Source organism: Blattabacterium sp. (Mastotermes darwiniensis) str. MADAR (assembly GCF_000233435.1).
Lineage (GTDB): Bacteria > Bacteroidota > Bacteroidia > Flavobacteriales > Blattabacteriaceae > Blattabacterium.
In genome coordinates, this window is sequence record NC_016146.1 from 565,704 (window position 1) to 587,248 (window position 21,545).

The 21,545-nt window shown below is 27.0% G+C and carries 24 protein-coding genes and 3 tRNA genes; 5 read left to right on the forward strand and 22 right to left on the reverse strand.

The window, feature by feature from the left end:
• Positions 1–21: 21 nt before the first annotated feature.
• The 5 genes from lepA to fabZ form a co-directional block, all read right to left on the reverse strand.
• Positions 22–1,818, reverse strand: coding sequence for a translation elongation factor 4 (lepA, locus tag MADAR_RS02785; protein ID WP_304411912.1), 1,797 nt, complete (start codon positions 1,816–1,818; stop codon positions 22–24).
• A gap of 24 nt (positions 1,819–1,842) precedes the next feature.
• Positions 1,843–1,915, reverse strand: a tRNA-Arg gene (locus MADAR_RS02790).
• On the reverse strand, positions 1,915–2,484 hold the full coding sequence (gene pth, locus MADAR_RS02795; protein WP_014159006.1) for an aminoacyl-tRNA hydrolase: 570 nt from the start codon (positions 2,482–2,484) through the stop codon (positions 1,915–1,917). Before pth ends, MADAR_RS02790 begins: the two co-directional genes overlap by 1 nt.
• A gap of 17 nt (positions 2,485–2,501) precedes the next feature.
• Positions 2,502–3,380 (reverse strand): succinate--CoA ligase subunit alpha, encoded by an 879-nt coding sequence (gene sucD, locus MADAR_RS02800; protein WP_041178052.1) that lies wholly within the window; start codon positions 3,378–3,380, stop codon positions 2,502–2,504.
• Positions 3,381–3,460: 80 nt separating this feature from the next.
• Complete coding sequence (fabZ, locus tag MADAR_RS02805) at positions 3,461–4,771, reverse strand: 3-hydroxyacyl-ACP dehydratase FabZ (protein ID WP_014159008.1); 1,311 nt, start codon at positions 4,769–4,771, stop codon at positions 3,461–3,463.
• Positions 4,772–4,995: 224 nt separating this feature from the next.
• Here fabZ and MADAR_RS02810 point away from each other — a divergent pair, with 224 nt between their 5' ends.
• Both MADAR_RS02810 and rpmH read left to right on the forward strand, forming a co-directional pair.
• The gene (locus MADAR_RS02810; RefSeq protein ID WP_238523400.1) at positions 4,996–5,274 is read left to right on the forward strand and encodes a hypothetical protein; all 279 of its coding nucleotides are present in this window, start codon (positions 4,996–4,998) and stop codon (positions 5,272–5,274) included.
• Positions 5,249–5,398 carry a 50S ribosomal protein L34 gene (rpmH, locus tag MADAR_RS02815; RefSeq protein ID WP_014159010.1) on the forward strand — a complete coding sequence of 50 codons (150 nt, stop codon included), beginning with the start codon at positions 5,249–5,251 and terminating at the stop codon, positions 5,396–5,398. Before MADAR_RS02810 ends, rpmH begins: the two co-directional genes overlap by 26 nt.
• Here the strand turns inward: rpmH and MADAR_RS02820 are convergent.
• Positions 5,388–6,539 carry a M14 family zinc carboxypeptidase gene (locus tag MADAR_RS02820; protein WP_014159011.1) on the reverse strand — a complete coding sequence of 384 codons (1,152 nt, stop codon included), beginning with the start codon at positions 6,537–6,539 and terminating at the stop codon, positions 5,388–5,390. The genes rpmH and MADAR_RS02820 overlap by 11 nt on opposite strands.
• Positions 6,540–6,704: 165 nt before the next feature.
• Here MADAR_RS02820 and MADAR_RS02825 point away from each other — a divergent pair, with 165 nt between their 5' ends.
• Both MADAR_RS02825 and MADAR_RS02830 read left to right on the forward strand, forming a co-directional pair.
• Positions 6,705–7,499 (forward strand): CPBP family intramembrane glutamic endopeptidase, encoded by a 795-nt coding sequence (locus tag MADAR_RS02825; protein WP_014159012.1) that lies wholly within the window; start codon positions 6,705–6,707, stop codon positions 7,497–7,499.
• Positions 7,500–7,518: 19 nt separating this feature from the next.
• Positions 7,519–8,445 carry a ribonuclease Z gene (locus MADAR_RS02830; protein WP_014159013.1) on the forward strand — a complete coding sequence of 309 codons (927 nt, stop codon included), beginning with the start codon at positions 7,519–7,521 and terminating at the stop codon, positions 8,443–8,445.
• A 16-nt stretch (positions 8,446–8,461) separates the two neighbouring features.
• On the opposite strand, the gene MADAR_RS02835 is transcribed toward MADAR_RS02830, so the two are convergent.
• The gene (locus MADAR_RS02835; protein ID WP_014159014.1) at positions 8,462–8,758 is read right to left on the reverse strand and encodes a ribosome-binding factor A; all 297 of its coding nucleotides are present in this window, start codon (positions 8,756–8,758) and stop codon (positions 8,462–8,464) included.
• A gap of 61 nt (positions 8,759–8,819) precedes the next feature.
• Here MADAR_RS02835 and MADAR_RS02840 point away from each other — a divergent pair.
• Positions 8,820–8,893, forward strand: a tRNA-Ile gene (locus tag MADAR_RS02840).
• Between the two features lie 5 nt (positions 8,894–8,898).
• On the opposite strand, the gene MADAR_RS02845 is transcribed toward MADAR_RS02840, so the two are convergent.
• The 15 genes from MADAR_RS02845 to MADAR_RS02915 form a co-directional block, all read right to left on the reverse strand.
• Positions 8,899–8,972 (reverse strand) — tRNA-Arg (locus tag MADAR_RS02845).
• Positions 8,973–9,236 carry a 50S ribosomal protein L27 gene (gene rpmA / locus MADAR_RS02850; RefSeq protein ID WP_014159015.1) on the reverse strand — a complete coding sequence of 88 codons (264 nt, stop codon included), beginning with the start codon at positions 9,234–9,236 and terminating at the stop codon, positions 8,973–8,975. It lies immediately after the preceding tRNA gene.
• 7 nt (positions 9,237–9,243) lie between these two features.
• Positions 9,244–9,573, reverse strand: a complete 330-nt coding sequence (gene rplU, locus MADAR_RS02855; protein ID WP_014159016.1) for a 50S ribosomal protein L21 — start codon at positions 9,571–9,573, stop codon at positions 9,244–9,246.
• Positions 9,574–9,579: 6 nt separating this feature from the next.
• Entirely contained in the window at positions 9,580–10,821 is a 1,242-nt protein-coding gene (locus MADAR_RS02860) for an aminotransferase class V-fold PLP-dependent enzyme (RefSeq protein WP_014159017.1), read from the reverse strand.
• A gap of 3 nt (positions 10,822–10,824) precedes the next feature.
• The gene (gene sufD / locus MADAR_RS02865; RefSeq protein ID WP_014159018.1) at positions 10,825–12,117 is read right to left on the reverse strand and encodes a Fe-S cluster assembly protein SufD; all 1,293 of its coding nucleotides are present in this window, start codon (positions 12,115–12,117) and stop codon (positions 10,825–10,827) included.
• Between the two features lie 12 nt (positions 12,118–12,129).
• On the reverse strand, positions 12,130–12,897 hold the full coding sequence (gene sufC, locus MADAR_RS02870) for a Fe-S cluster assembly ATPase SufC (protein ID WP_014159019.1): 768 nt from the start codon (positions 12,895–12,897) through the stop codon (positions 12,130–12,132).
• Between the two features lie 32 nt (positions 12,898–12,929).
• Positions 12,930–14,378 (reverse strand): Fe-S cluster assembly protein SufB, encoded by a 1,449-nt coding sequence (sufB, locus tag MADAR_RS02875; RefSeq protein WP_041178053.1) that lies wholly within the window; start codon positions 14,376–14,378, stop codon positions 12,930–12,932.
• Positions 14,379–14,382: 4 nt separating this feature from the next.
• Positions 14,383–14,712 (reverse strand): iron-sulfur cluster assembly accessory protein, encoded by a 330-nt coding sequence (locus MADAR_RS02880; RefSeq protein WP_014159021.1) that lies wholly within the window; start codon positions 14,710–14,712, stop codon positions 14,383–14,385.
• Between the two features lie 35 nt (positions 14,713–14,747).
• Entirely contained in the window at positions 14,748–15,269 is a 522-nt protein-coding gene (locus MADAR_RS02885; protein ID WP_014159022.1) for a DUF192 domain-containing protein, read from the reverse strand.
• Positions 15,266–16,135 carry a prolipoprotein diacylglyceryl transferase gene (gene lgt / locus MADAR_RS02890; protein WP_014159023.1) on the reverse strand — a complete coding sequence of 290 codons (870 nt, stop codon included), beginning with the start codon at positions 16,133–16,135 and terminating at the stop codon, positions 15,266–15,268. Before lgt ends, MADAR_RS02885 begins: the two co-directional genes overlap by 4 nt.
• A 14-nt stretch (positions 16,136–16,149) precedes the next feature.
• Positions 16,150–16,365, reverse strand: coding sequence for a membrane protein insertion efficiency factor YidD (yidD, locus tag MADAR_RS02895; protein WP_014159024.1), 216 nt, complete (start codon positions 16,363–16,365; stop codon positions 16,150–16,152).
• Positions 16,362–18,611: an aconitate hydratase gene (locus MADAR_RS02900; RefSeq protein ID WP_014159025.1), complete on the reverse strand. Its 2,250-nt coding sequence runs from the start codon at positions 18,609–18,611 to the stop codon at positions 16,362–16,364. The genes yidD and MADAR_RS02900 overlap by 4 nt, the downstream gene beginning before the upstream one ends.
• Positions 18,612–18,676: 65 nt before the next feature.
• A complete protein-coding gene (locus MADAR_RS02905; protein WP_014159026.1) occupies positions 18,677–19,459 on the reverse strand; it encodes an alpha/beta fold hydrolase in 783 nt (260 codons plus the stop codon).
• On the reverse strand, positions 19,456–20,184 hold the full coding sequence (locus MADAR_RS02910) for a pyridoxine 5'-phosphate synthase (RefSeq protein ID WP_014159027.1): 729 nt from the start codon (positions 20,182–20,184) through the stop codon (positions 19,456–19,458). The genes MADAR_RS02905 and MADAR_RS02910 overlap by 4 nt, the downstream gene beginning before the upstream one ends.
• Positions 20,178–21,422, reverse strand: a complete 1,245-nt coding sequence (locus MADAR_RS02915; protein WP_014159028.1) for a mechanosensitive ion channel family protein — start codon at positions 21,420–21,422, stop codon at positions 20,178–20,180. Before MADAR_RS02915 ends, MADAR_RS02910 begins: the two co-directional genes overlap by 7 nt.
• Between the last annotated feature and the right edge of the window lie 123 nt (positions 21,423–21,545).

Consider the following 21,545-nt stretch of genomic DNA (forward strand, 5'->3'; position numbering starts at 1 on the left):
TTTTCAGTTTTTTTTACAAAATTAATTTTTTATCTTTAAAAAATTCATAAAAATAGATGAGGGAATTTCCACTTTTCCTATTTTACGCATTTTTTTCTTTCCTTTTTTTTGTTTTTCCAAAAGTTTTCTTTTTCTGGAAATATCTCCTCCATAACATTTATCCGTTACATTTTTTCTTAAAGCTTTAATAGTCTCTCTAGCAATAATCCTTCCAGAAATAGAAACTTGAATGGCAATGCAAAATTGATGTTTCGGAATTAAAAAAGACAATTCTTTACATATTTTTTTCCCTATAAAAAATGCTTTCTTTTTATGAACTAAAAGGGACAAAGGTTCTACTTTCTGATGATTAATCAATACAGTAATTTTTTTTAAATCAGAATTTCTATAACCTAAAAAATGGTAATCAAAAGAAGCATAACCTTTAGAAATTGTTTTTAATTTATCATAAAAATCGAATATTATTTCAGACAAAGGAATTTCAAATATAACTTTAATTCTACCAGATATTAAGTAATGTGGATGACCCACCATGATCCCCCGTTTTTCTATACATAGAGATATCATACTTCCAATGAATTTTTCTTTAGTAAGAATATTAACTAAAACATAAGGTTCCTCTATTCTGTGCAATTTTTCCGTATCTGGAAAATCTGAAGGATTATTTACCATTATCACCTGATTGATTTTCCTTTTCATAAAAACTCTATAAGAAACATTAGGAATGGTAATAATAACGGAAATACCATATTCACGTTCAAGACGATCTTTAATTATTTCCATATGAAGTCCTCCTAAAAATCCACAATGAAATCCAAACCCTAAAGCAGGTGAAGAGGAAGGACTAAAAGTAAGAGCGGCATCATTTAATTGTAATTTTTCCATAGAACAACGAAATTCCTCATATTTATCAGAATCTACAGGATAAATACTCGCAAACACCATAGGTTTAACTTTTTCAAATACACTTATAGTTTTTAAAGCTGGATTTTTAGCATCAGTAATAGTATCTCCTACTTTTACTTCATGAGTATTCTTAATTCCAGAAACGACATATCCTACATCTCCTGTTTCAATTTTATTTTTAGAAATACGTTTTAATTTAAGAATTCCTATTTCATAAGCACAGTAAATTTTTCCTGTAGACATGAAACGCAATTTTTGACCTTTTCGTATACAACCATTTTTCACTCTTAAATAAGCAATAATTCCAGAAAATGGATCATAAAAAGTATCAAAAACCATTGCTTGTAGAGAAGTATTATTATTTCCATTTGGAGGAGGAATACGTGAAACAATTTCATCTAGAACATCCTTAATTCCTAATCCATTTTTAGCGCTAATAGAAATAATATCTTTCGATTTACATTTTACTAATTCCATAATTTCTTCTATGACATCTTCATATCCATAATTCAATAAATCAATTTTATTTAATATCGGTATAATTACAAGATTTTTTTTTAATGCTAAATAAAGATTAGAAATAGTTTGTGCTTGTATACTTTTAGTACAATCTACCACTAATAAAGCTCCTTCACAAGCATCAATAGAACGTGATACTTCATAAGAAAAATCTACATGTCCAGGTGTATCTATGAGATTCAATTTGTATACTTGATTATTATATGAATATTCCATTTGAACTGCATGACTTTTAATGGTGATTCCACGTTCTCGTTCCAAATCCATATCATCTAGTAATTGAGGTTTATATCCTTTTGGAACTGTTTTTGTGAATTCCAATAAACGATCTGCTAAAGTACTTTTTCCATGATCTATATGTGCTATTATACAAAAATTACGAATATAATGAATCATCTTATTTTAATTTTAATTCAATGACCTTGAAGGGATTCGAACCCATTCCATAGGAACCGGAATCCTATATTCTATCCAATTAAACTACAAGGTCTAAATATTTTTATTATTGAATAAATTCATTGTCTTTTGTAATCCATTTAAAATAAACGAAAATATTATGTGAATACTTATTTCCAGTTTATCGAATATATTTTTCAATTCTTCCTCACTCCAAATTCCTAATACATAATCTATTTTTTCTTTCATCCAACGATCATTTTTAATTCCAAAACGAATACGTGCATAATGAGATGTCCTTAATTCTTTTTCAATACTTTTTAATCCATTATGCCCTCCATCTCCTCCCTTTCCTCTCAAACGAATATTCCCAAAATTAAGATAAATATCATCAGATATTATAAGAATATTTTTTAAGGGAATTTTTTCTTTATTCATCCAATATTTAACAGATAGACCACTGTCATTAACATAAGTAGAAGGTTTTAAAAGTAAAATTTTTTTTTTATAAGTAAATTCGGAAACATAACCAAATTTCTTTCTTGAAAAAGAAAGTAAGTATTTTTCTGCTATTCGATTTATAATTAAAAAACCTAAATTATGTCTTGTATTTCGATATAAGGATCCTGGATTTCCTAATCCAGTTATTAAAAATTTTTCCATTTTTTTTATTTATGGTATTATGGATGAAGGACTTCATTTACTTTCAATCCTATATCGGAAAGAGTAGGTACTATATGTATTCCTAAATCTTGAAGAATACTCATTTTTACTTTTGCAGTTTCTTCTAATTTTCCTATAATGGCCCCAGCATGTCCCATTGTACGTCCTTTAGGTGCAGTTTGACCAGCTATAAAACCTATTATTGGTTTTTTATTGTCTAATTTATTTATCCATTTTGCCGCATCTATTTCTAATTTTCCACCTATTTCTCCAATCAGAACAATACATCCTGTTTCCGAATCTTTTAAAAACAACTCTACAATTTCTTGTATATTCATTCCAATAATAGGATCCCCTCCTATACCAATGGCAGTAGAAATTCCATGTCCACATTTAACTATTTGATCCGCTGCTTCATAAGTAAGAGTTCCAGATCTAGAAATAATTCCTATTTTTCCTTTTTTATTGAAAATAAGGTTAGGCATAATTCCAACTTTTGATTTCTGAGATGAAATAATTCCAGGACAATTTGGCCCAATTAATCTTGATTTTTTTCCTTTTAACAAATATTTTACTCGAATCATATCTGATACGGGAATACCTTCAGTGATGCATACAATAACTCTAATATTCATACTGATTGCTTCCATAATAGCATCCGAAGCAAATGAAGCAGGAACAAAAATAACACTAACATCTCCTCCTGTATTATTAACAGCTTCATACATAGTATTAAAAATGGGGATACCTAAATAAAATTTCCCTCCCTTTCCTGGAGTAACTCCTCCAACTATGGAGGTTCCATAATTCATCATTGCCTTAGTATGGAATTGACCTTCTTTACCCGTTAATCCTTGTACAATAACTCGACTATTCTTATCTATTAAAATACTCATAATTCTTGTTTTATGAAATAAAATACATATTTGAATCATTCATATCCACCTTTCCACCTTATTCTGATGCCATTCATTCATCAAGTTTCATTTTTAACTATTTTAGCCATTACTTCTGCTTCAACCACAATTTGATTATTTACATAGCCTTTTCCTCTCATATGAACAATTCCTCTTTTTATAGGGTTTAACAATTTAACTTGAAAAACTAGTAAATCTCCAGGAACTACTTTATGTTTAAACTTTACTTTGTCTATTTTCAAAAAATATGGAGAATAAAATTCTGGATTTTTCACCTTATTTAATACTAGTACACCACCTACTTGTGCTATAGCTTCTATTTGTAGAACTCCAGGCATTATTGGTTCTTTAGGAAAATGTCCTATAAAAAAAGGTTCATTAATGGTAACATTTTTTACTCCTGTTATACAATTTTCTGTTAATTCTATAATTTTATCCACTAAAAGAAATGGAGGTTTATGAGGTAAAATTTTCATAATAGTTTGGATATCGAAAAGAGGTTTTTTTGTTAAATCAAACTCAGGAATATTTTTTTTTGTAAATCTTTGAATATTTTTTACCAATTTTTTCGAAAATTGTGTATTCATATGAGGATATGGTTTGTAAGCGATTATCTTCCCTTTCAATTTAACCCCTATCAAAGTTAAATACCCCATAAAATCTAAAAGATAATGTCTAGCCACTTCGTTGGAAGGAGAATGTCGTATAGACAATAAATTATCCAGTATTGATTTTTCTTTACGGTAAAAGAAATTATCATCGGAATATTTTTCTTCTTTTTCGTAAATCAAACAGAAATCTCTTGAATTTGCTATTCTTTGTTTAAATTGATCTAAATGTTTGAGTACAGCATTTTGTGTATTAATTAATTCTGAATCAAAATCCACCATGATTATTATTTCAAATTTTTTAGCAGGAATGGCTATAATTTCTCCTCCTGTTTTTGGATCTTCATAAGATATAATTTCTTTTATTGAATAATATTCTCTTCTTGCTTCTTGTTCTATAATTCCAGCTTTTTCAATAGCTTCTACAAAATATTTAGAAGATCCATCCATTATAGGAAATTCAATACTATCTAATTCTATAATGACGTTATCTAAATCCATTCCTGTCAAAGCAGCAAGTACATGTTCACTGGTACGAATTTCAAAACCATTTTTTTCTAAAATAAGACCTTTTTCTGTTGTTTCATTCAATAAGGAAAGATGTGCTTTGATACAAGGATTTCCTCTTATATCCGTTCTAACCAAAATAAATCCTGTATGTTCTGGAGCTGGTTTAAAAGTAATAGTTACGTTCTTTTCGGTATACAAACCCACTCCTTTCAAAGAGATTTTTTTTCCAATAGTTTTTTGCTTATCAAACATAAATTAAAAAAAAATTGATATATTTTTCATTCCTTTTATTCGATTTATAATTATTCTCAAAAATTTTATAATTAATATAGTAAAAAGCTTTATGTTGTAATTTAAAATAGAAAAAGGAATAATTGATCATGAGTCTTTGGAAGCGTTTTACTTTTTTCTTAACAGGTTTTATTATTGGGCTTATGATTCTGTACTATTCCTCCATTTTTTCCCATGAAAAGATATTGAATAATATAAAAAAAAAAAAAATAATATTTAATAAAGAAAACATACAAAAATGTAAAAAAAAATCCATATTTAGGAATCCTATTTTTATAAAATCAAAACTTTTAAAAGAAGGAAAAATTATTCTAATAAAAAAAATATTGAAGGACAAACCTTTTCCTATAATTTATCATATAGAAATTCGAGAGAAAAATAAGAAAAAAATATTTATAATAGAGGAAAAATTAAAAATAATTCTTATAAAAAAATTCTATGAAAAGAACTTATCAACCTTCTAATAGAAAAAAAGTCAACGTTCATGGTTTCATGAAACGTATGAATACAAAAAACGGACGAAAAATTATATCCAGAAGAAGAAAAAAAGGAAGAATAAAATTAACAGTTTCTAACTTTAAAAAGTGAAATCATCCAAATCTCCAATTTCTGGAAATCTTTTAGTAGTAAATATTTTCCCATGTGTCTCTTCGTATGCAAAAAAATTAGATAAATCTCCTATATCAACAATTTTTGAAATCAAATCAACATTTCTTTTTATAGGATCAAATCTTTCGATATTTCTTATTCCTATATCCACTAAAAATTTGTATTTTCCTTTTTTTATTTGAACTTTTCTATAAATTTTGTCTAATAGATTTTTTTTATTTTCAGGAATAGAAAAATAAGAATTATATTCTTTTTCAAGGCTTTTTTCTATAGTAGAAAGGAAATACAATCCTAGAAGAATAGAAAAGACATTATATTTTCTAATCATTTCTTTTTTAGGATCTTTAGGATAGTTTCCCGCTTCAAAAAGAATACAAGGATAACCTTTTTTTTGTAAATTATCTCCAGTAGCCATAGGATACAATTTATCAGAATACCTTCCTATTGAACCTATATTCGGAAGAATGTTTTTCATTTTTTTTTCAATAAAAGATATCAATCCCATGGATTTTTTTCTTTCTTTGGTAATTTTTTTATCTTCTTCTGTTGAAGGAGATAAAAACGATAAAATAGCTGGATTGAAAAATTTATCTCCAATATTATAAACACTACTTTGATCATGTAAATTAAATAGAACATGAGGGTTACTGTATTGTATCTCATGATACAATATTTTAATTTCTGGAGATTGCAAACGAATAGAATCTCTATTCAGATCTATATTGACAGCATTTCTTCTTTTAAATTTCTCAGATCCATCAGGATTTAACATAGGAATAAATAAAATAGTTAAATTATCTTTTAAAAGTTTAACTAAATTATGGTTTTCTTCTTTTGAAAAAAAATGAAGAATATCAAACATAGCTTTTGTTCCTGTAGTTTCATTTCCGTGCATTTGAGACCATATAAAAACTTTAAAATCTCCTGTTCCCCATTGAATTTTAAAAATTTTTCTTTCTTCTATAGACAATCCTACAGGTATAATAGAGCATATATTTTCATATTTTTTTATCATTTTTAATAGTTTCGAATATCTAAAAATTTTAGAAGATGTAATGCTATTATCCTTAATCAGAAAATTATAAGATTTAAACAAAGAATCTATATCGAAATACAACATAATTAATGATTTTCTTATTGTTTCATTCCTTCAGAATAAAACAATATTTTTAATAAAATTGTTTTATCTTTCATTTTTTTTATCACAAAAATACAAGTAAAAAAAAGATGACTAAAAACATTAACCTAAAAAATAATTTTTTGTCTGAACGAATTTTTATTTCCTATGAAAAATTATTTTAAAATAAATTATATAGAAGCGTTTCTATTAATTTTTGCATTTACTTTTTTAAACTTTTTTAATCTACTTTTTAGAAAGTTATTGATTTACATTAAATTACCAGAAAGTATGATATTCTCTATATCATATACAATTCCATTTATTTTTTTATTTGTATTCATTTCTCATCAAGCGCAAAGAAAAAATCTTGTCATAGACTTGTCATTTAAAGTTTCTTCATGGTATATTTATATTGTCCATTTTTGGATGATGTTATGCATGATTATGTTGAATGACTACATATCTTCGTTTATTCCAAAAGAAGGCCCATTATTAGGAAATATGTATAAGGAAATTGAGGCTTTTTTAAAAGAAGAAGCAAAAAATCCAATTCCATTTTTTTCTACAACTATATTATTGGCTCCTATATGTGAGGAAGTTCTTTTTAGAGGCATTATTTTAAATGGAATGCTGAGAAATAAAATACATCCAATTAAAGCAATTTTATTTTCTTCTTTTTTATTTGGATTAACTCATATGAATCCTTGGCAATTTGTGGGAGGTTTTTTTATTGGAAGTTTCATAGGTTTTATTTACTTTACTACAAATTCCATAATGGACTGCATTTTATTGCATATATTTAATAATTCTTTTGCTCTACTTACTATGTTTCTATTCATGAAAAATGAAGACTTTTTTTCGACCCAAAAAAATTTTAATTTTTTGTTAATTTTGATGATTGGTTTAACCCTAGTGATTGGTTGTATTTTTCTTTTTAAAAAAAGAAAAGTATTAGATTAAATCATTAATATTATTAATAATGGAAAAATCTTCATTAACCATTTTGGGTTGTCATTCTTCAATTCCAACGAAAAAGTTTTATCCAACCGCTCAAATATTAGAAATGAAAGGAAATTTTTTTCTGATTGATTGTGGCGAAGGGACACAAGTTCAATTAAGAAAAGCAAAAATAAAATTTAATAAAATAGTACATATATTCATATCTCATTTACATGGAGATCATTTTTTCGGATTAATTGGATTATTATCTACTTTTCATCTATTAGGAAGAGAACAATCAGTAAGTATTTATGCTCCAAAAGGATTAAAAGAAATTATTGAAGTTCATTTTAAATGGTCCTACACAAGACTAAAATACTGTATCGATCATATAGAATTATCGTCTAAAAAATTGGAAAAAATAATGGAAAATGAAACAATAGAAGTTTACACAATTCCATTAAAACATAGAATTTACGCTAATGGATTTCTTTTTAAGGAAAAACCAGGTGATAGAAAATTAAATATGGAAGAAATTAAAAAAATTCCTGATATCAAAATCGTAGATTATAAGAATTTAAAAATTGGAAAAGATTTCAGAACTAACGAAGGAAGAATCATTCCAAATCATCGACTAACATTTGATCCTCCTAAAATATTATCTTATGCTTTTTGTTCAGATACCTCTTATTATTTTCCTATTATTGAACATATAAAATATGCAGATTTATTGTATCATGAATCTACATTCCTAAAAACAGAAGAAAGAAGAGCTATTCATACAGGACATTCCACAGCAAATCAGGCTGCTTGTATAGCAAAAATGGCTAAGGTAAAAAAACTCCTATTAGGACACTATTCCAATAGATTTCCAAATATTAAAGACTTTGAAAAAGAAGCAAAAGAAATTTTTTACAATGTAGAAGCATCGGAACCTTTAAAAAAATACTATTTAGATAAAGGATAAGTTATCCTATTTTTTTTTAATTATCTACATGAAAATATAACTTCGGAATTTTTTTTACACGATATCTAAGTTTTTTAGAAAGATACTTTCTGTATAATCTAGATTTAGAACGAATTTTTTTTAAAATACTTTTATCTAAAAAAGGATAAATGGCTATATAACTTTTGATTAAACTCCTATCAGGAGTCATAGAAACTTTAATTAAAGTAATTAAAAATTTTCCATGATCATTATTAAATTCTTCTTTATGAAGAAGATATGCTATTTCCATGTAAAATATATTCGATATTTTTTTATTTTTAATATGATCCATTACAAAGTTTTTTTTGAATCAAAAAAATATTGTTGTAAAATTGCATTTATCTTGTTCGATAGGTCCCATAGCTCAGTTGGTTAGAGCATCTGACTCATAATCAGGGGGTCGCTGGTTCAAGTCCAGCTGGGACCATATTATGACCGGGGAGGGATTCGAACCCACAACTTACAGTTTAGGAAACTGTTGCTCTATCCTATTGAACTACCCAGTCTTAATTGAATTTATTTGAGATAACAAAAACAATTGACTTATTTCTTCTTCCCTTTTTGAAAAGAACCAAACCATTCTTTACAGCATATAAAGTATGATCTTTTCCTATTCCCACATTTCTTCCAGGATAATATTTTGTCCCACGTTGACGAACAATGATATTTCCAGATTTCACAAATTGATTGCCATATATTTTTATTCCTAATCTTCTCCCCACTGAATCCCGTCCATTTCTAGAACTTCCTGAACCTTTCTTATGAGCCATAGTTTACTTATTTTTTTTTATTTTCCAAAAACGCAATTATTTTTATTTTCGTTAATAGAGGTCTAAATCCATTTTTAACTTTATATCCTTTTCTTCTTTTTTTTTTGAAAATAATTATCTTATCTCCTTTTAAATGATGTATAATTTCTGCTTTTACATTTATATCTTCTAAAAAAGGAGTTCCTATCTTTGTCAATCCATTTTTATAAAAGAAAAAAACTTGATTGAACCATATATTTTCTCCTTTATCCATAGAATAAATATGAGGAACATAAATGTATTTATTTTCAATAAGTTTAAATTGATGCCCAAGAATATTGACAATAGCGTATGTCATAAAATTTTAATTCTTTGATAATAATCTTCTTGCTTTTAAAAGACCATCAAACAAATAATCTATTTCTTTAACAGTATTGTATATAGAAAAACTAGCCCTAATCATTCCTGTAACATTAAAAAAATCCATCAAAGGCTGAGCGCAAAGATGACCAGTACGAACAGCTATTCCCAAACGATCCAAAATATTTCCAACATCAAAACAATGCAATTTACTTAAATTAAAGGATATAATACTAGATCTTTTTTTAGTATCCATTCCTATTCCTCCATACAATTGGATCCCATCTATAGTTCTCAAACGTTGAATAGCATAATTTAAAAGTTTTTCTTTATACAATTGTATATTTTCTACTCCTATTTTTTCTACAAAATCTATAGCAGCACCCCATACAATAATTCCTTCTATATTTGGAGTTCCGGCTTCAAACTTGAATGGCAACTCTGAATAAGTTGTTTTTTTAAAACTTACTTTATTGATCATTTCTCCACCAGTTTGATAAGGAGAAAGACTATCTAATAGTTCTTTCTTTCCATACAATACTCCAATTCCAGTAGGTCCATACATTTTATGTGCTGAAAAAACATAAAAATCTGCGTTTAAATCTTGCACATCTAAATTTAAATTAGATGGAACTTGAGCTCCATCAATTAAAACTAAAGCCCCATAATTATGAGATTTATCCACAATATTTTTTACAGGATTCACTATTCCTAAGACATTGGATAAATGACTAATGGCTACAATTTTTGTCCTTTCTGAAATTAAAGAATCAAAATGTTCCAATTGTAAAAAACCATCCTTATTAATGGGAATTATTTTTAATAAAGCTTCTTTTTTTGCACAAAGTATTTGCCATGGAACAATATTGGAATGATGTTCAAGATAAGAAATAATTATCTCATCTCCTTTTTTTATCAAAAAATTAATACTAGATGCCACTAAATTAATAGATTCTGTAGTTCCTTTCGTAAAAATGATTTCTGAAGAATGTTTCGCATGAATAAATTTCTGAATTTTATTTCTGACATTTTCTACATAAGAGGTGCATTCTTGACTAAGAAAATGCATCCCTCTATGAACATTAGAATTCATTGTAGAATAATAATTCTCAGAAGCTTTAATGACTTGTAATGGCTTTTGAGTAGTAGCAGCATTATCTATATAAACTAAGGGATTGGAATAAATTTTTTTTTTTAAAATTGGAAATTGATTTCTAATTTTTTTAATTTCTTCTTTTGAAAACATACACTATAAATATAATCCTAATTTTTTTTTTATTTGATTATGAACCAAATTTTTCAACTTAAAAATATTAATAGGTTTTAATACTTCCTCTAAAAAAGAAAGCAATAATAAAACTCTACTTTCTTTTTCAGATATTCCTCTTGATTGAAGATAAAATAAATCAGATTCATGAAAACTTCCAATAGTACAACCATGTGAACATTTTACCTCATCAGAAAAAATTTCTAATTGAGGTTTTGCATAAATGCAAGATTTGTCAGAAAGAAGAATATTATTATTTTTCTGAAAGGCATTAATTCCTTTTGTCCCCTTTTTTACAAGTACTTTTCCATTAAAAATACTTTTAGAACTACCCCATAAAATATTTTTATATAACTGAAAACTATGAGAATTTGAATATAAATGATCTATTAATGTATGATTATCTACCAATTGTTTTCCTGATAAAAGAGAAATTCCGTATAAAGAAGAAGAAGTTTTTTCTCCACGAGAATAAAAATTCAAGTTATTCCTAATAAATTTTCCTTTAAAAGAAAAAGTATAAACGGAACATTTACTATGTAAATCTTGTTTTAAAAAAGTATTATCTATCATAGATAATTCTTGATCTTGAATTTTATAATATTCTATTTTACTATTGGACAAAGCATAGATTTCGCTAACAACATTGTTCAATAATAATTGTTCTTCTAATAAAGATTTATGATGTTCAATAATTTTAACCCTGGAAGATTCGCCTACTATAATTAAATTTCTTGTATTTAACATTATTTTTGGTTCTATTCCTGTATAAATGTGCAATATTTCTATAGGTTTTTTTAAAAACACATTATTAGGTATATAAATATAGACTCCATCATTAGAAAAAACAGTATTTAAAGTATTAAAGGGCTCATATCGATATGATAGTTTTCCATAAAAATTTTTAATTTTTTCTTCTTTTTGTGAAGCAATATTGGATAATACAATATTATTAGATGTATGAGAAAGGAAAGCATTATACTTTCCATCAACAAAAATAATAAGAAAAGAATCCTCTTTCTTTAAATAAACTAATTCTTGTATTTTTTTTATATTCTTATATTCTAAATCATTTTTTTTTTGTAAATAAATATTATAATCTTGATTAATAATTGATTGAATATCAGTATTTTTCCATTCTTCATCCTTTATGGATGGAAAGCCATTTCTTTTAAAAATATCAATAGATTTATTTCGTAACTCAGATATATAGGAATATTTTTCATTATAATTTATTTTTGAAAAGCAATAAATGACTCTATCTTTTAACAACATAGAATATAATAATTAATTAGACAAATAATTTTTTGGATTTTTTTTTATCCAATTATATCCTTCTTTTTCTAATTTATCAGCTAATTTTTTATTTCCTGATTTAACAATTTTTCCATCATACAAAATGTGTATGATATAATCTGAAAATAAATAATCCAATAATCTCTTATAATGGGTAATAATCAAAATAGAATTTTTATCCTGTTTTAAGGCATTAATTCCTTTCGATACAATACGTAATGAATCTATATCCAATCCTGAGTCTATTTCATCTAAAATAGACAATAAGGGATCCAACATCGACATTTGAAATATTTCATTTTTCTTTTTCTCTCCTCCTGAAAAACCTTCATTTAAAGAACGATAAAAAAAATCTTTTTCTATATTTAGAAGGACAGATTTTTCCTTCATTTTAACGAGTATTTCTTTAGCGGACATTTTATCTAATCCTCTTGCTTTACGAGATGCATTAATAGCAGTTTTAATAAAATTGATAACAGAAATTCCAGGAATTTCTACCGGATATTGAAAGGATAGAAAAATACCTAAATGCGCACGCTCTTCTGGAGAAAGATTGATTAAATTTTTGTTACGAAAAATAATATTTCCTGCAATTATATTATATTCTCTTTTTCCTGCTATTACAGAAGCTAATGTACTTTTCCCAGACCCATTTGGTCCCATAATTATATGGATTTCTCCTGAATTAATTTTCAAATTAATTCCTTTAAGAATTTTTTTTTCCTCCACAGAAACATGTAAGTTATTTATAATTAACATATCTAAAATTTTATGGATGAATTTTCACATCACTATCCAACAGAATCTTCTAAAGAAATTTCCAAAAGATTTTGAGCTTCTACCGAAAATTCCATAGGTAATTTCTTCAATATTTCATTGCTAAACCCATTGACTATAAGAAAAATAGCTTTTTCTTTATCTATTCCCCGCTGATTACAATAAAAAATTTGGTCTTTTTCAATTTTTGAAGTGGTAGCTTCATGTTCTACCTGAGAAGTAGAATTATATACATTGATATACGGAAAAGTATGTGCTTGGCATTGATCTCCTATCAATAAGGAGTCGCATTGAGAATAATTACGTGATTGAAAAGCTTTAGAAGAAATCTTTACCAATCCTCTATAATTATTTTTTGCCTTTCCAGCAGAAATTCCCTTTGATACAATTACACTTTTAGTTTTCTTTCCAAGATGAATCATCTTAGTTCCTGTGTCTGCTTGTTGAAAATTCTTAGTGAAGGCTAAGGAATAAAATTCTCCCATAGAAAAATCTCCTTTTAGAATGCAAGAGGGATATTTCCAAGTAATAGAAGAACCAGTTTCTACTTGTATCCAAGATATTTTAGCTCTTTTTTCACATAATCCACGTTTTGTCACAAAATTGAAAACACCTCCTTTCCCTTCTTCATTTCCAGGAAACCAATTTTGAACAGTAGAATATTTTATTTCAGAATCTTCCAAAGCAATAATTTCCACTACAGCTGCGTGCAATTGATTTTCTTTTCTTTGTGGAGCAGTACATCCTTCCAAATAACTTACATAAGAACCTTGATCCGCAATAATTAAAGTTCTTTCAAATTGACCAGTTCCACTTTCATTAATACGAAAATATGTGGATAATTCCATAGGACATCGAATTCCTTTGGGAATATAACAAAAAGATCCATCTGAAAATACAGCTGAATTAAGGGCTGCATAAAAATTATCCTTTTTCGAAACTACCGAACCTAAATATTTCTTCACAAGATCTGGATATTTTTTTAAAGCCTCATTGATCGAACAAAATATAATCCCCTTATCCTTCAATCTTTTCTGGAATGTAGTAGCTAAAGAAACAGAATCTAATACTATATCTGTGGCTATGCTAGAAATATTTTTTTCCTCTTTTTTAGGTATATAAATTCCTAATTTATTAAATGTATCCAATAATCCTGGATCCGTATGATCCAAATCATTTAAATCTATTTTTTTTTTCGGAGAAGAATAATAACTTATTTCTTGATAGTTAATTTTATTATGTTTTATATTAGCCCAGTTTGGTTCTTTCATTTTTTTCCATATGGAAAAAGATTCTAATCTCCAATTTAACATCCACGTTGGTTCGTCTTTTTTTTCTGATATTTTTCGAATGACTTTTTCATTCAATCCTACTGGAATTTTATCCGATTCTATTGGAGTATAAAATCCATATTTATACTCTGAATGAGTCAATTCTTTCAGAAGTTGATCTTTTTTTTTCATAATTTTAGGAGGAAAAACTTTTTCCGCATCCACAAGTATGTTTGGCATTAGGATTTTTAAAATAAAATCCTTTTCCATTTAATCCACCTGAGTATTCTAGTGTGGTCCCAACTAAATAAGGAAAACTATTTTCATCAACAAGTATTTTCATTCCTTCATACTGAAAAAGTTTATCTTCTTTTTTCTTTTTTTGATCAAAAGTAAGTTCATAGGATAAACCAGAACAACCTCCACTTTTAACCCCAAATCTTACGAAAGAAATATCCTTAGATAGTCCTTCTTCTTTCATAATGGAAATCAATTTATTTTTAGCTCTATCAGATATAAAAACCATAATAATTATAAATTTTAATTTTTAATATTTTAAAGTTAAAATTTTTTATCCATATTTATTTTTACAAAAATTTTTGTAATTCCTTCCTTAATTCTCCACTTATCCGACATTCCAGCATTAATTTCCAAAACATATTTTATTCCAGTAAAATTTATCTTTTCTACTTTTTTCATAGGAAGAACATATTTATTCACAATAATAACCGTGTTGGAATCATCAATACAAACAATATCTAAAGGAATCCTCATATTTTCCATATTTATATTTATAACCTCTTCTTTATCGTTTAAAACCAATAAAAGTCCTCTATCTTCTTTAAGAAAAGATCTATACATTAATCCGTTTTTTTTTTCTGTATCCCTATCAGCTAATTCTATATCAATTTTTTTTATCAAAATATTTTCATTCTTCATATATAATTCTCCATCCTTTAAAAATTCTATTTCCAATTGATCTCCTATATCGAAAAATAATTGATCTTCATTTTCACCCCTTTCAGAAGAAGAGAATAGAAATGGAATCAATAAGAATAAAAATAAAATTTTTACTTTATTCATGAAAAAAAACATGTTTTTTTCTTCGAAAAATAAAGAACAAATATTCCAAAAATAATACATGGAATACTAAGCAACTGCCCAGTATTTAGATATAAAACATTTAATATCTCGTCCCCTTGTGGTTCTTTCATAAATTCTAATAAAAAACGAGCAGACCATAGTAAAGTAAAAAACATTCCAGATATATATCCAATGATCTCTTTTACTTTACTTTTTCTATATAAAAACCATAAGAATAAAAAAATAAACAAATAAATAATGGATTCATATATTTGGGTTGGATGTCTAGGAACCAGATCTCCATATTCTGTATCCATCTGTACAAATTTTACGGACCATGGCAACAATGGGTTACATGGTTTCCCTACGATTTCAGAATTGAAAAAATTTCCTATTCGTATAAAAACTGCAGCTAATGTACTCACAATACATAATCTATCGCATATCCAAAAAAAGGATTTATTAAGTATTTTTTTCCTATAAAAAAAAATAGATAAAACTATTCCTATAGTTGCTCCATGACTAGACAAACCTCTATATCCAATAAATTCATATCCTCTTATTATTCCCAATAAATAATTGGAAGTATTTTCTTTTATTGGAAATAAGGCTTCAAGCCAATGATCTGAAAAATATGAAATATCGTAAAAAAAAACTTGTCCCAGTCTCGCTCCTATTAGAGTTCCTAAAATGGTATAAATCAATAAAGAATCCAAATATTTTTGATGTATATTTTCTATTCTATAAATGTATTTCATAATATGCCATCCTATTCCGAAAGATAGGACAAACATTAAACTATAAATATGAATAGAAAAACCTTTCCATAAAATAAATTTATAGATAGGATCCCAATTTATATACATAATTTTTATTTTCATTATACAGGATCATATCCTGACTTTCCCCATGGATTACAACGAAAAATCCTTTTTAAACTCATTTTCAATGCTATAGTAAAATTATATTGGGTTAAGGATTGGATCATATAATCGGAACAAGTTGGTATATATCGGCAGTTCCTTCCTATCCATGGAGATATTACTAATTGATAGAATCGAATACTTTTTAATAGAAAAATTTTAATAATTTTCATAGTTCTTTTTGACGAATAAAGTTTAAGAAAGAACCACACATAAACCATCGAATTTGTTTTTGATTATAAGAATGTTGAGCTATTATAGTTTCTTTACTTCCATTTTTATGAACCAATTCTACATTAATATTTTTCTTAGGACGAAAATCTTTGATATAAAAATGAAAGGTATCTTCTTCTTGAATTTTATTATAATCGTGAGGATTCAAAAAAGTTAAAGCTAAAATTCCTTGTTTTTTTAAATTTGTTTCATGTATTCTTGCAAAAGATTTTACAAGAACTGCTCTAACTCCTAAGAAACGTGGTTCCATAGCCGCATGTTCTCTTGATGATCCTTCTCCATAATTTTCCTCTCCAACAATTAAAGTTGGTATATTTTTGGACTTATAAAATTTAGCATTATCAGGAACAGTTCCATAATTTCCTGTCACAATATTCCTTACTCGGTTGATTGTGTTATTGAAAGCATTAATAGCTCCAATTAATAAGTTTTCAGATATTTTTTCAAGATGTCCTCTATATTTCAGCCATGGTCCAGCCATGGAAATATGGTCTGTGGTACATTTTCCTCTCACTTTAATTAAAAGTCTAAGGTTTAACAAATCCTGTCCATTCCAAGCGGAAAATGGAGATAAAATCTGTAATCTTTCCGAATTTGGATCTATATCCACCGATATATTTTTTCCATAATTTTCAGGTTTTTCGTATCCTAATTCTTCTAAATCAAAATCATTAACAATAGGAATATTATTTATAGATTTTGGTTCTTCAAATTGAACATATTCTCCTATTTCATTTTTTAACTTGTCTATTCTAGGATCAAAAGTTAAATATCCGGAAAATATTAAGGCTGTAACAATCTCAGGGGACGCTATAAAAGCATGTGTTTTCGGATTTCCATCATTACGAGAAGAAAAATTCCTATTGAAAGAATGAATAATTGTATTTTTTCTATTTTTACTATCATCTTTTCTCCTCCATTGTCCAATGCAGGGGCCACAAGAATTAGAAAATACTTTTCCCCCTACACTATGAAAAATAGAGATAAAACCTTTTTTTTCTATGGAACGATACACTCTTTCGGATCCTGGCGTAATTATATATTCAGAAGCTCTCTTTAATTTCTTATTTTTCGCTTGTTTAACAATAGAAATAGCTTTTGACAGGTCTTCATAAGAAGAATTTGTACAAGAACCGATCAATCCTACTTCAATTTTTATAGGCCAATTATTTTTTACCACTTCTTCTTTCATTTTAGAAATAGGAATGGAACGATCAGGAGTAAAAGGACCATTTATATGAGGTTCTAGTACATTTAAATCTATTTCTATTACACGATCATAATACTTGCATGGATTTTTATATACTTCTATATCGGCTTTTAAAAACTTTTTCATTTTATCCGCCATTTCAGATATTTCTTTTCTTCCACTTTTATTCAAAAAATCCTTCATATTTTCATCATATGGAAATATAGAAGAGGTAGCTCCAATTTCCGCTCCCATATTGCATATGGTAGCTTTTCCTGTACAGGAGATATTTTCTGTCCCATCTCCAAAATACTCAATGACAGAATGAGCAGCTCCTTTAACTCCTAAAATTCCAGACAATTTTAAGATCACATCTTTAGGAGAAGTCCATCCATTTAGATTCCCTTTTAAATCAACTCCAATCAATTTAGGAAATTGCAATTCTAAAAAGTAACCAGAAATTACCTCTACCGCATCCGCTCCTCCTATTCCTATAGCTAACATCCCTAAACCTCCAGCATTAGGAGTATGTGAATCTGTTCCAATCATCATTCCTCCAGGAAAAGCATAATTTTCTAAAACAATTTGATGAATAATGCCTGATCCAGGTCTCCAGAATCCCATTCCATACTTCTTGGATGCTGATTTTAAAAAATTATAAATCTCTTGATTTTCTTTTATTGCTTGTTTTAAATCTGCTTTTGCTTCTTTTCTGGATTCTATAAGATGATCACAATGCACAGTGGTAGGGATTTTTGTTTTATTTTTTCCAATTTGCATAAACTGAAGTATGCACATTTGAGCTGTAGCATCTTGCATGGATAGACGGTCTGGTAAAAAATTTAAATAGGTTCCATCATTTTCTTCTTTCATAATATGAGAATATAGAATTTTCTCAGAATAGGTCATGGGACGACCTATTTTATTTTTAATTTTCCCAATTTTGAATGGTAAATCTGAATAGAACTTTCGAATCATATCAATATCCAAAATCATAATAATGATCCTTTTTTTTTTTCATGTAAATTTAGAAATTATGCAATAAATTTTAAAAAAATTTTCTAGTATTTTTCGTTGATGAAATAGGATATTTCTTTGTAAAAATCTATGGGATTATCTATATGTACCCAATGTTTAGATTTTCTTACAGTAATAATTTTTGCATTTGTAAACAATTTTTTTATAAGAATATAATCCTTAGGAAGGATATAATCAGAATATTCTCCACGTAAAAATAGTGCAGGATTTTTATAACATCCATCCTTAACTTTTTGATGAATTAAGGAAAAATAATTTTTTTCAATTCCCAATAAAAAAAAACGAAAGGCTAATTTTCCATTTCTTTTTCGGTAAGTAGATTTGGAAAAAAAGGATCGAATTCCTGAATCTTGAATTAATGGAGTCAAAAAAGTATCAAGATCTTTTCTAGTATTAATGATATTAAAATCTACACTTTTTAGTATTGGAATGATGTTCATGTTCTTATTCTTATTAGTAGAAGTATAGGCCTTAGGACTAATATCCACAATCACAATTTTTTTAGGGATCAACGGATGGGTCATAGAAAAGTTCATAACAGCTCTCCCTCCCATAGAATGTCCTATCAATATAGGATTAAATATATTATAATAACGTATATATTCCAATATATCTTCGGATATAAGATCATAATTCATTTTTCTTGAAAAAAAACTTTTCCCATGATTTCTTATATCCAGTAAATGAACTTGATAATTTTTAGAAAATTCTTTTGCAAAAGATACCCAGTTTTCTCCACTTCCAAATAAACCATGAAGAACCAAAATAAAGGAACCATATCCAAAAATATTAGAATGCAAAATCATATTTTATAAGCATTTTGAATCTTTTTTAAGTAAGTTTGAATGGAATTTTCCAATCCCATATAAAGAGAATCAACAATCAAGGAATGTCCGATGGAAACTTCTACTATATTTGGAATTTTTTCAATCAAAAAAGAAATATTTTCTAAATTTAAATCATGTCCTGCATTAACCAATAGATGATGATTCATTGCCTCTTTGGCCGTGATAATATACGGATTAATGCAATCAAATCTTTTATTAGCATATTCGACCGAAAATTTTCCTGTAAACAATTCTATTCTATCTGCACCTGTATTAGCTGCATAAGGAACCAATCTTGGATTTGGGTCCAAAAATATAGAAGTACGAATTCCATGTTCTTTCAATTTATTAATTTTTTCGGTTAATAAATCCTGATAAAGGATTGTATTCCATCCGGAATTTGATGTTAAAACATGTTCGGAATCAGGGACTAATGTTACTTGATGGGGTAAAACGTCCAATACCAATTTCATGAATTTATCAATAGGCCTTCCTTCAATATTTAATTCTGTTCTAATAATAGATTTTATATCATAAACATCTTTATACGTTATGTGTCTTTCATCAGGACGTGGATGTATGGTAATTCCTTGTGCTCCAAAATTTTGAACATCGATCGCTACTTGTAAAAGATTTGGTATGTTTCCTCCCCTAGCATTTCTTAATGTAGCTATCTTATTTAAATTTACGCTTAATTTTACCATTTCTTATTAGTTATTTGTGTTACCTTTAAGTTAAATGCTTTGGCAGCCGTTAATAAATGGTCAAAAATATTAGCTTGTATTTGTTCATATTTTATAGAGTCAGAAGTATTTGTAAAACAATACAATTCTATAGGAAGACCATAAGGGGTAGGCTCCAAATATCTAACCATCAAAGTTTCTGATTGAGATATTTTTGGATGTTCATGCAAATAAGCTAAAGCATATTGACGAAAAATCCCAATATTGGTCAATGGCCTTCCATTAATCATATCTATGCTAGGATCCATATTCTTTTCTATATTGAAAATTTCTATTTCTTTTTGTTGGCTATGAATATAATTTTTTATTAGAGAAAAATGTTGAAATTTTTTTAAATTATCAGAATCACAAAAATGAAAGGAATGGATATTGAATAAAATAGATCTTTTAATTCTGCGTATATTTTTCTTACGCATTACTTCAAAATTTATTACAGAAGTAGATATTAGATCATAAGTAGGAATACTTGTAATAGTTCTATCGAAATTTTCTATTTTTGCAGAAATTAAATTAATTTCTATTACTGTTCCTTCTATACTGTATTTTTGTATTCCTATCCAATCTCCTACTTTAATCATTTTTGTAGAAGCCATTTGTACTACAGATACAAATCCTAGAATGGTATCCCTAAAAACAAGCATAAAAATAGCTGTTATAGTACCTAAACTAGTAAGAACAGTAGTAAGGTCATTTTTTGTTAAAATAGCAATAATAATTAAAAAACAAAAGATAAACGATATGATTTTTAATAATTGTGAAAAAGAACGTATTGCAATGGTTGGATGATTCTTTTCATTAGTAACTATTCTCATGATTGAATTAACTATTCCAATTAAAAATTGTAATAGAATCAAAACCAACAAAATATAGAATATTTTTTCTATATATAGGATAATTTTCGGATAGTATTTAAAAAATGGATCAACCAGGATAAATCCAATTGATAATGGAAAAAAATGAGCTAAGCTAGCAAAAACTTTATTCTCATACAATATATTATCCCAAACAAAAGGAGTAGAACTTACAATTTTTCTTACGATAAGACAAACAACTCTATGAAAAATAAATTCAAAAATAATTAAAACTGTTATAAATAGTAATATTTTACCGATTATAATAACGGTTGTATTGATCCATTTTTTGAAAAACTCTAAATGAGGAATAAATTCATAGATCCATTCATTCAATAATATCTCCATAATAAAATCCTAATACCTTTTAATATAATTTCCCTAAATATAATAATACCTATTAGTATATATAAGTTATTTTCAATAATTTTATTCTTTTTGTATTTGATTCAATTTTTAAATTAAAAAATT

Coding starts and splice junctions, on each gene's coding strand:
- pth (WP_014159006.1), bottom strand. CDS start 2,484: ATGGAAAAATTTTTAATAACTGGATTAGGAAATCCAGGATCCTTATAT.
- sucD (WP_041178052.1), bottom strand. CDS start 3,380: ATGAGTATTTTAATAGATAAGAATAGTCGAGTTATTGTACAAGGATTA.
- fabZ (WP_014159008.1), bottom strand. CDS start 4,771: ATGTTTGATAAGCAAAAAACTATTGGAAAAAAAATCTCTTTGAAAGGA.
- rpmH (WP_014159010.1), top strand. CDS start 5,249: ATGAAAAGAACTTATCAACCTTCTAATAGAAAAAAAGTCAACGTTCAT.
- MADAR_RS02820 (WP_014159011.1), bottom strand. CDS start 6,539: ATGTTGTATTTCGATATAGATTCTTTGTTTAAATCTTATAATTTTCTG.
- MADAR_RS02825 (WP_014159012.1), top strand. CDS start 6,705: ATGAAAAATTATTTTAAAATAAATTATATAGAAGCGTTTCTATTAATT.
- MADAR_RS02830 (WP_014159013.1), top strand. CDS start 7,519: ATGGAAAAATCTTCATTAACCATTTTGGGTTGTCATTCTTCAATTCCA.
- MADAR_RS02835 (WP_014159014.1), bottom strand. CDS start 8,758: ATGGATCATATTAAAAATAAAAAAATATCGAATATATTTTACATGGAA.
- rpmA (WP_014159015.1), bottom strand. CDS start 9,236: ATGGCTCATAAGAAAGGTTCAGGAAGTTCTAGAAATGGACGGGATTCA.
- rplU (WP_014159016.1), bottom strand. CDS start 9,573: ATGACATACGCTATTGTCAATATTCTTGGGCATCAATTTAAACTTATT.
- MADAR_RS02860 (WP_014159017.1), bottom strand. CDS start 10,821: ATGTTTTCAAAAGAAGAAATTAAAAAAATTAGAAATCAATTTCCAATT.
- sufD (WP_014159018.1), bottom strand. CDS start 12,117: ATGTTGTTAAAAGATAGAGTCATTTATTGCTTTTCAAAAATAAATTAT.
- sufC (WP_014159019.1), bottom strand. CDS start 12,897: ATGTTAATTATAAATAACTTACATGTTTCTGTGGAGGAAAAAAAAATT.
- sufB (WP_041178053.1), bottom strand. CDS start 14,378: ATGAAAAAAAAAGATCAACTTCTGAAAGAATTGACTCATTCAGAGTAT.
- MADAR_RS02880 (WP_014159021.1), bottom strand. CDS start 14,712: ATGGTTTTTATATCTGATAGAGCTAAAAATAAATTGATTTCCATTATG.
- MADAR_RS02885 (WP_014159022.1), bottom strand. CDS start 15,269: ATGAATAAAGTAAAAATTTTATTTTTATTCTTATTGATTCCATTTCTA.
- lgt (WP_014159023.1), bottom strand. CDS start 16,135: ATGTATATAAATTGGGATCCTATCTATAAATTTATTTTATGGAAAGGT.
- yidD (WP_014159024.1), bottom strand. CDS start 16,365: ATGAAAATTATTAAAATTTTTCTATTAAAAAGTATTCGATTCTATCAA.
- MADAR_RS02900 (WP_014159025.1), bottom strand. CDS start 18,611: ATGATTTTGGATATTGATATGATTCGAAAGTTCTATTCAGATTTACCA.
- MADAR_RS02905 (WP_014159026.1), bottom strand. CDS start 19,459: ATGATTTTGCATTCTAATATTTTTGGATATGGTTCCTTTATTTTGGTT.
- MADAR_RS02910 (WP_014159027.1), bottom strand. CDS start 20,184: ATGGTAAAATTAAGCGTAAATTTAAATAAGATAGCTACATTAAGAAAT.
- MADAR_RS02915 (WP_014159028.1), bottom strand. CDS start 21,422: ATGGAGATATTATTGAATGAATGGATCTATGAATTTATTCCTCATTTA.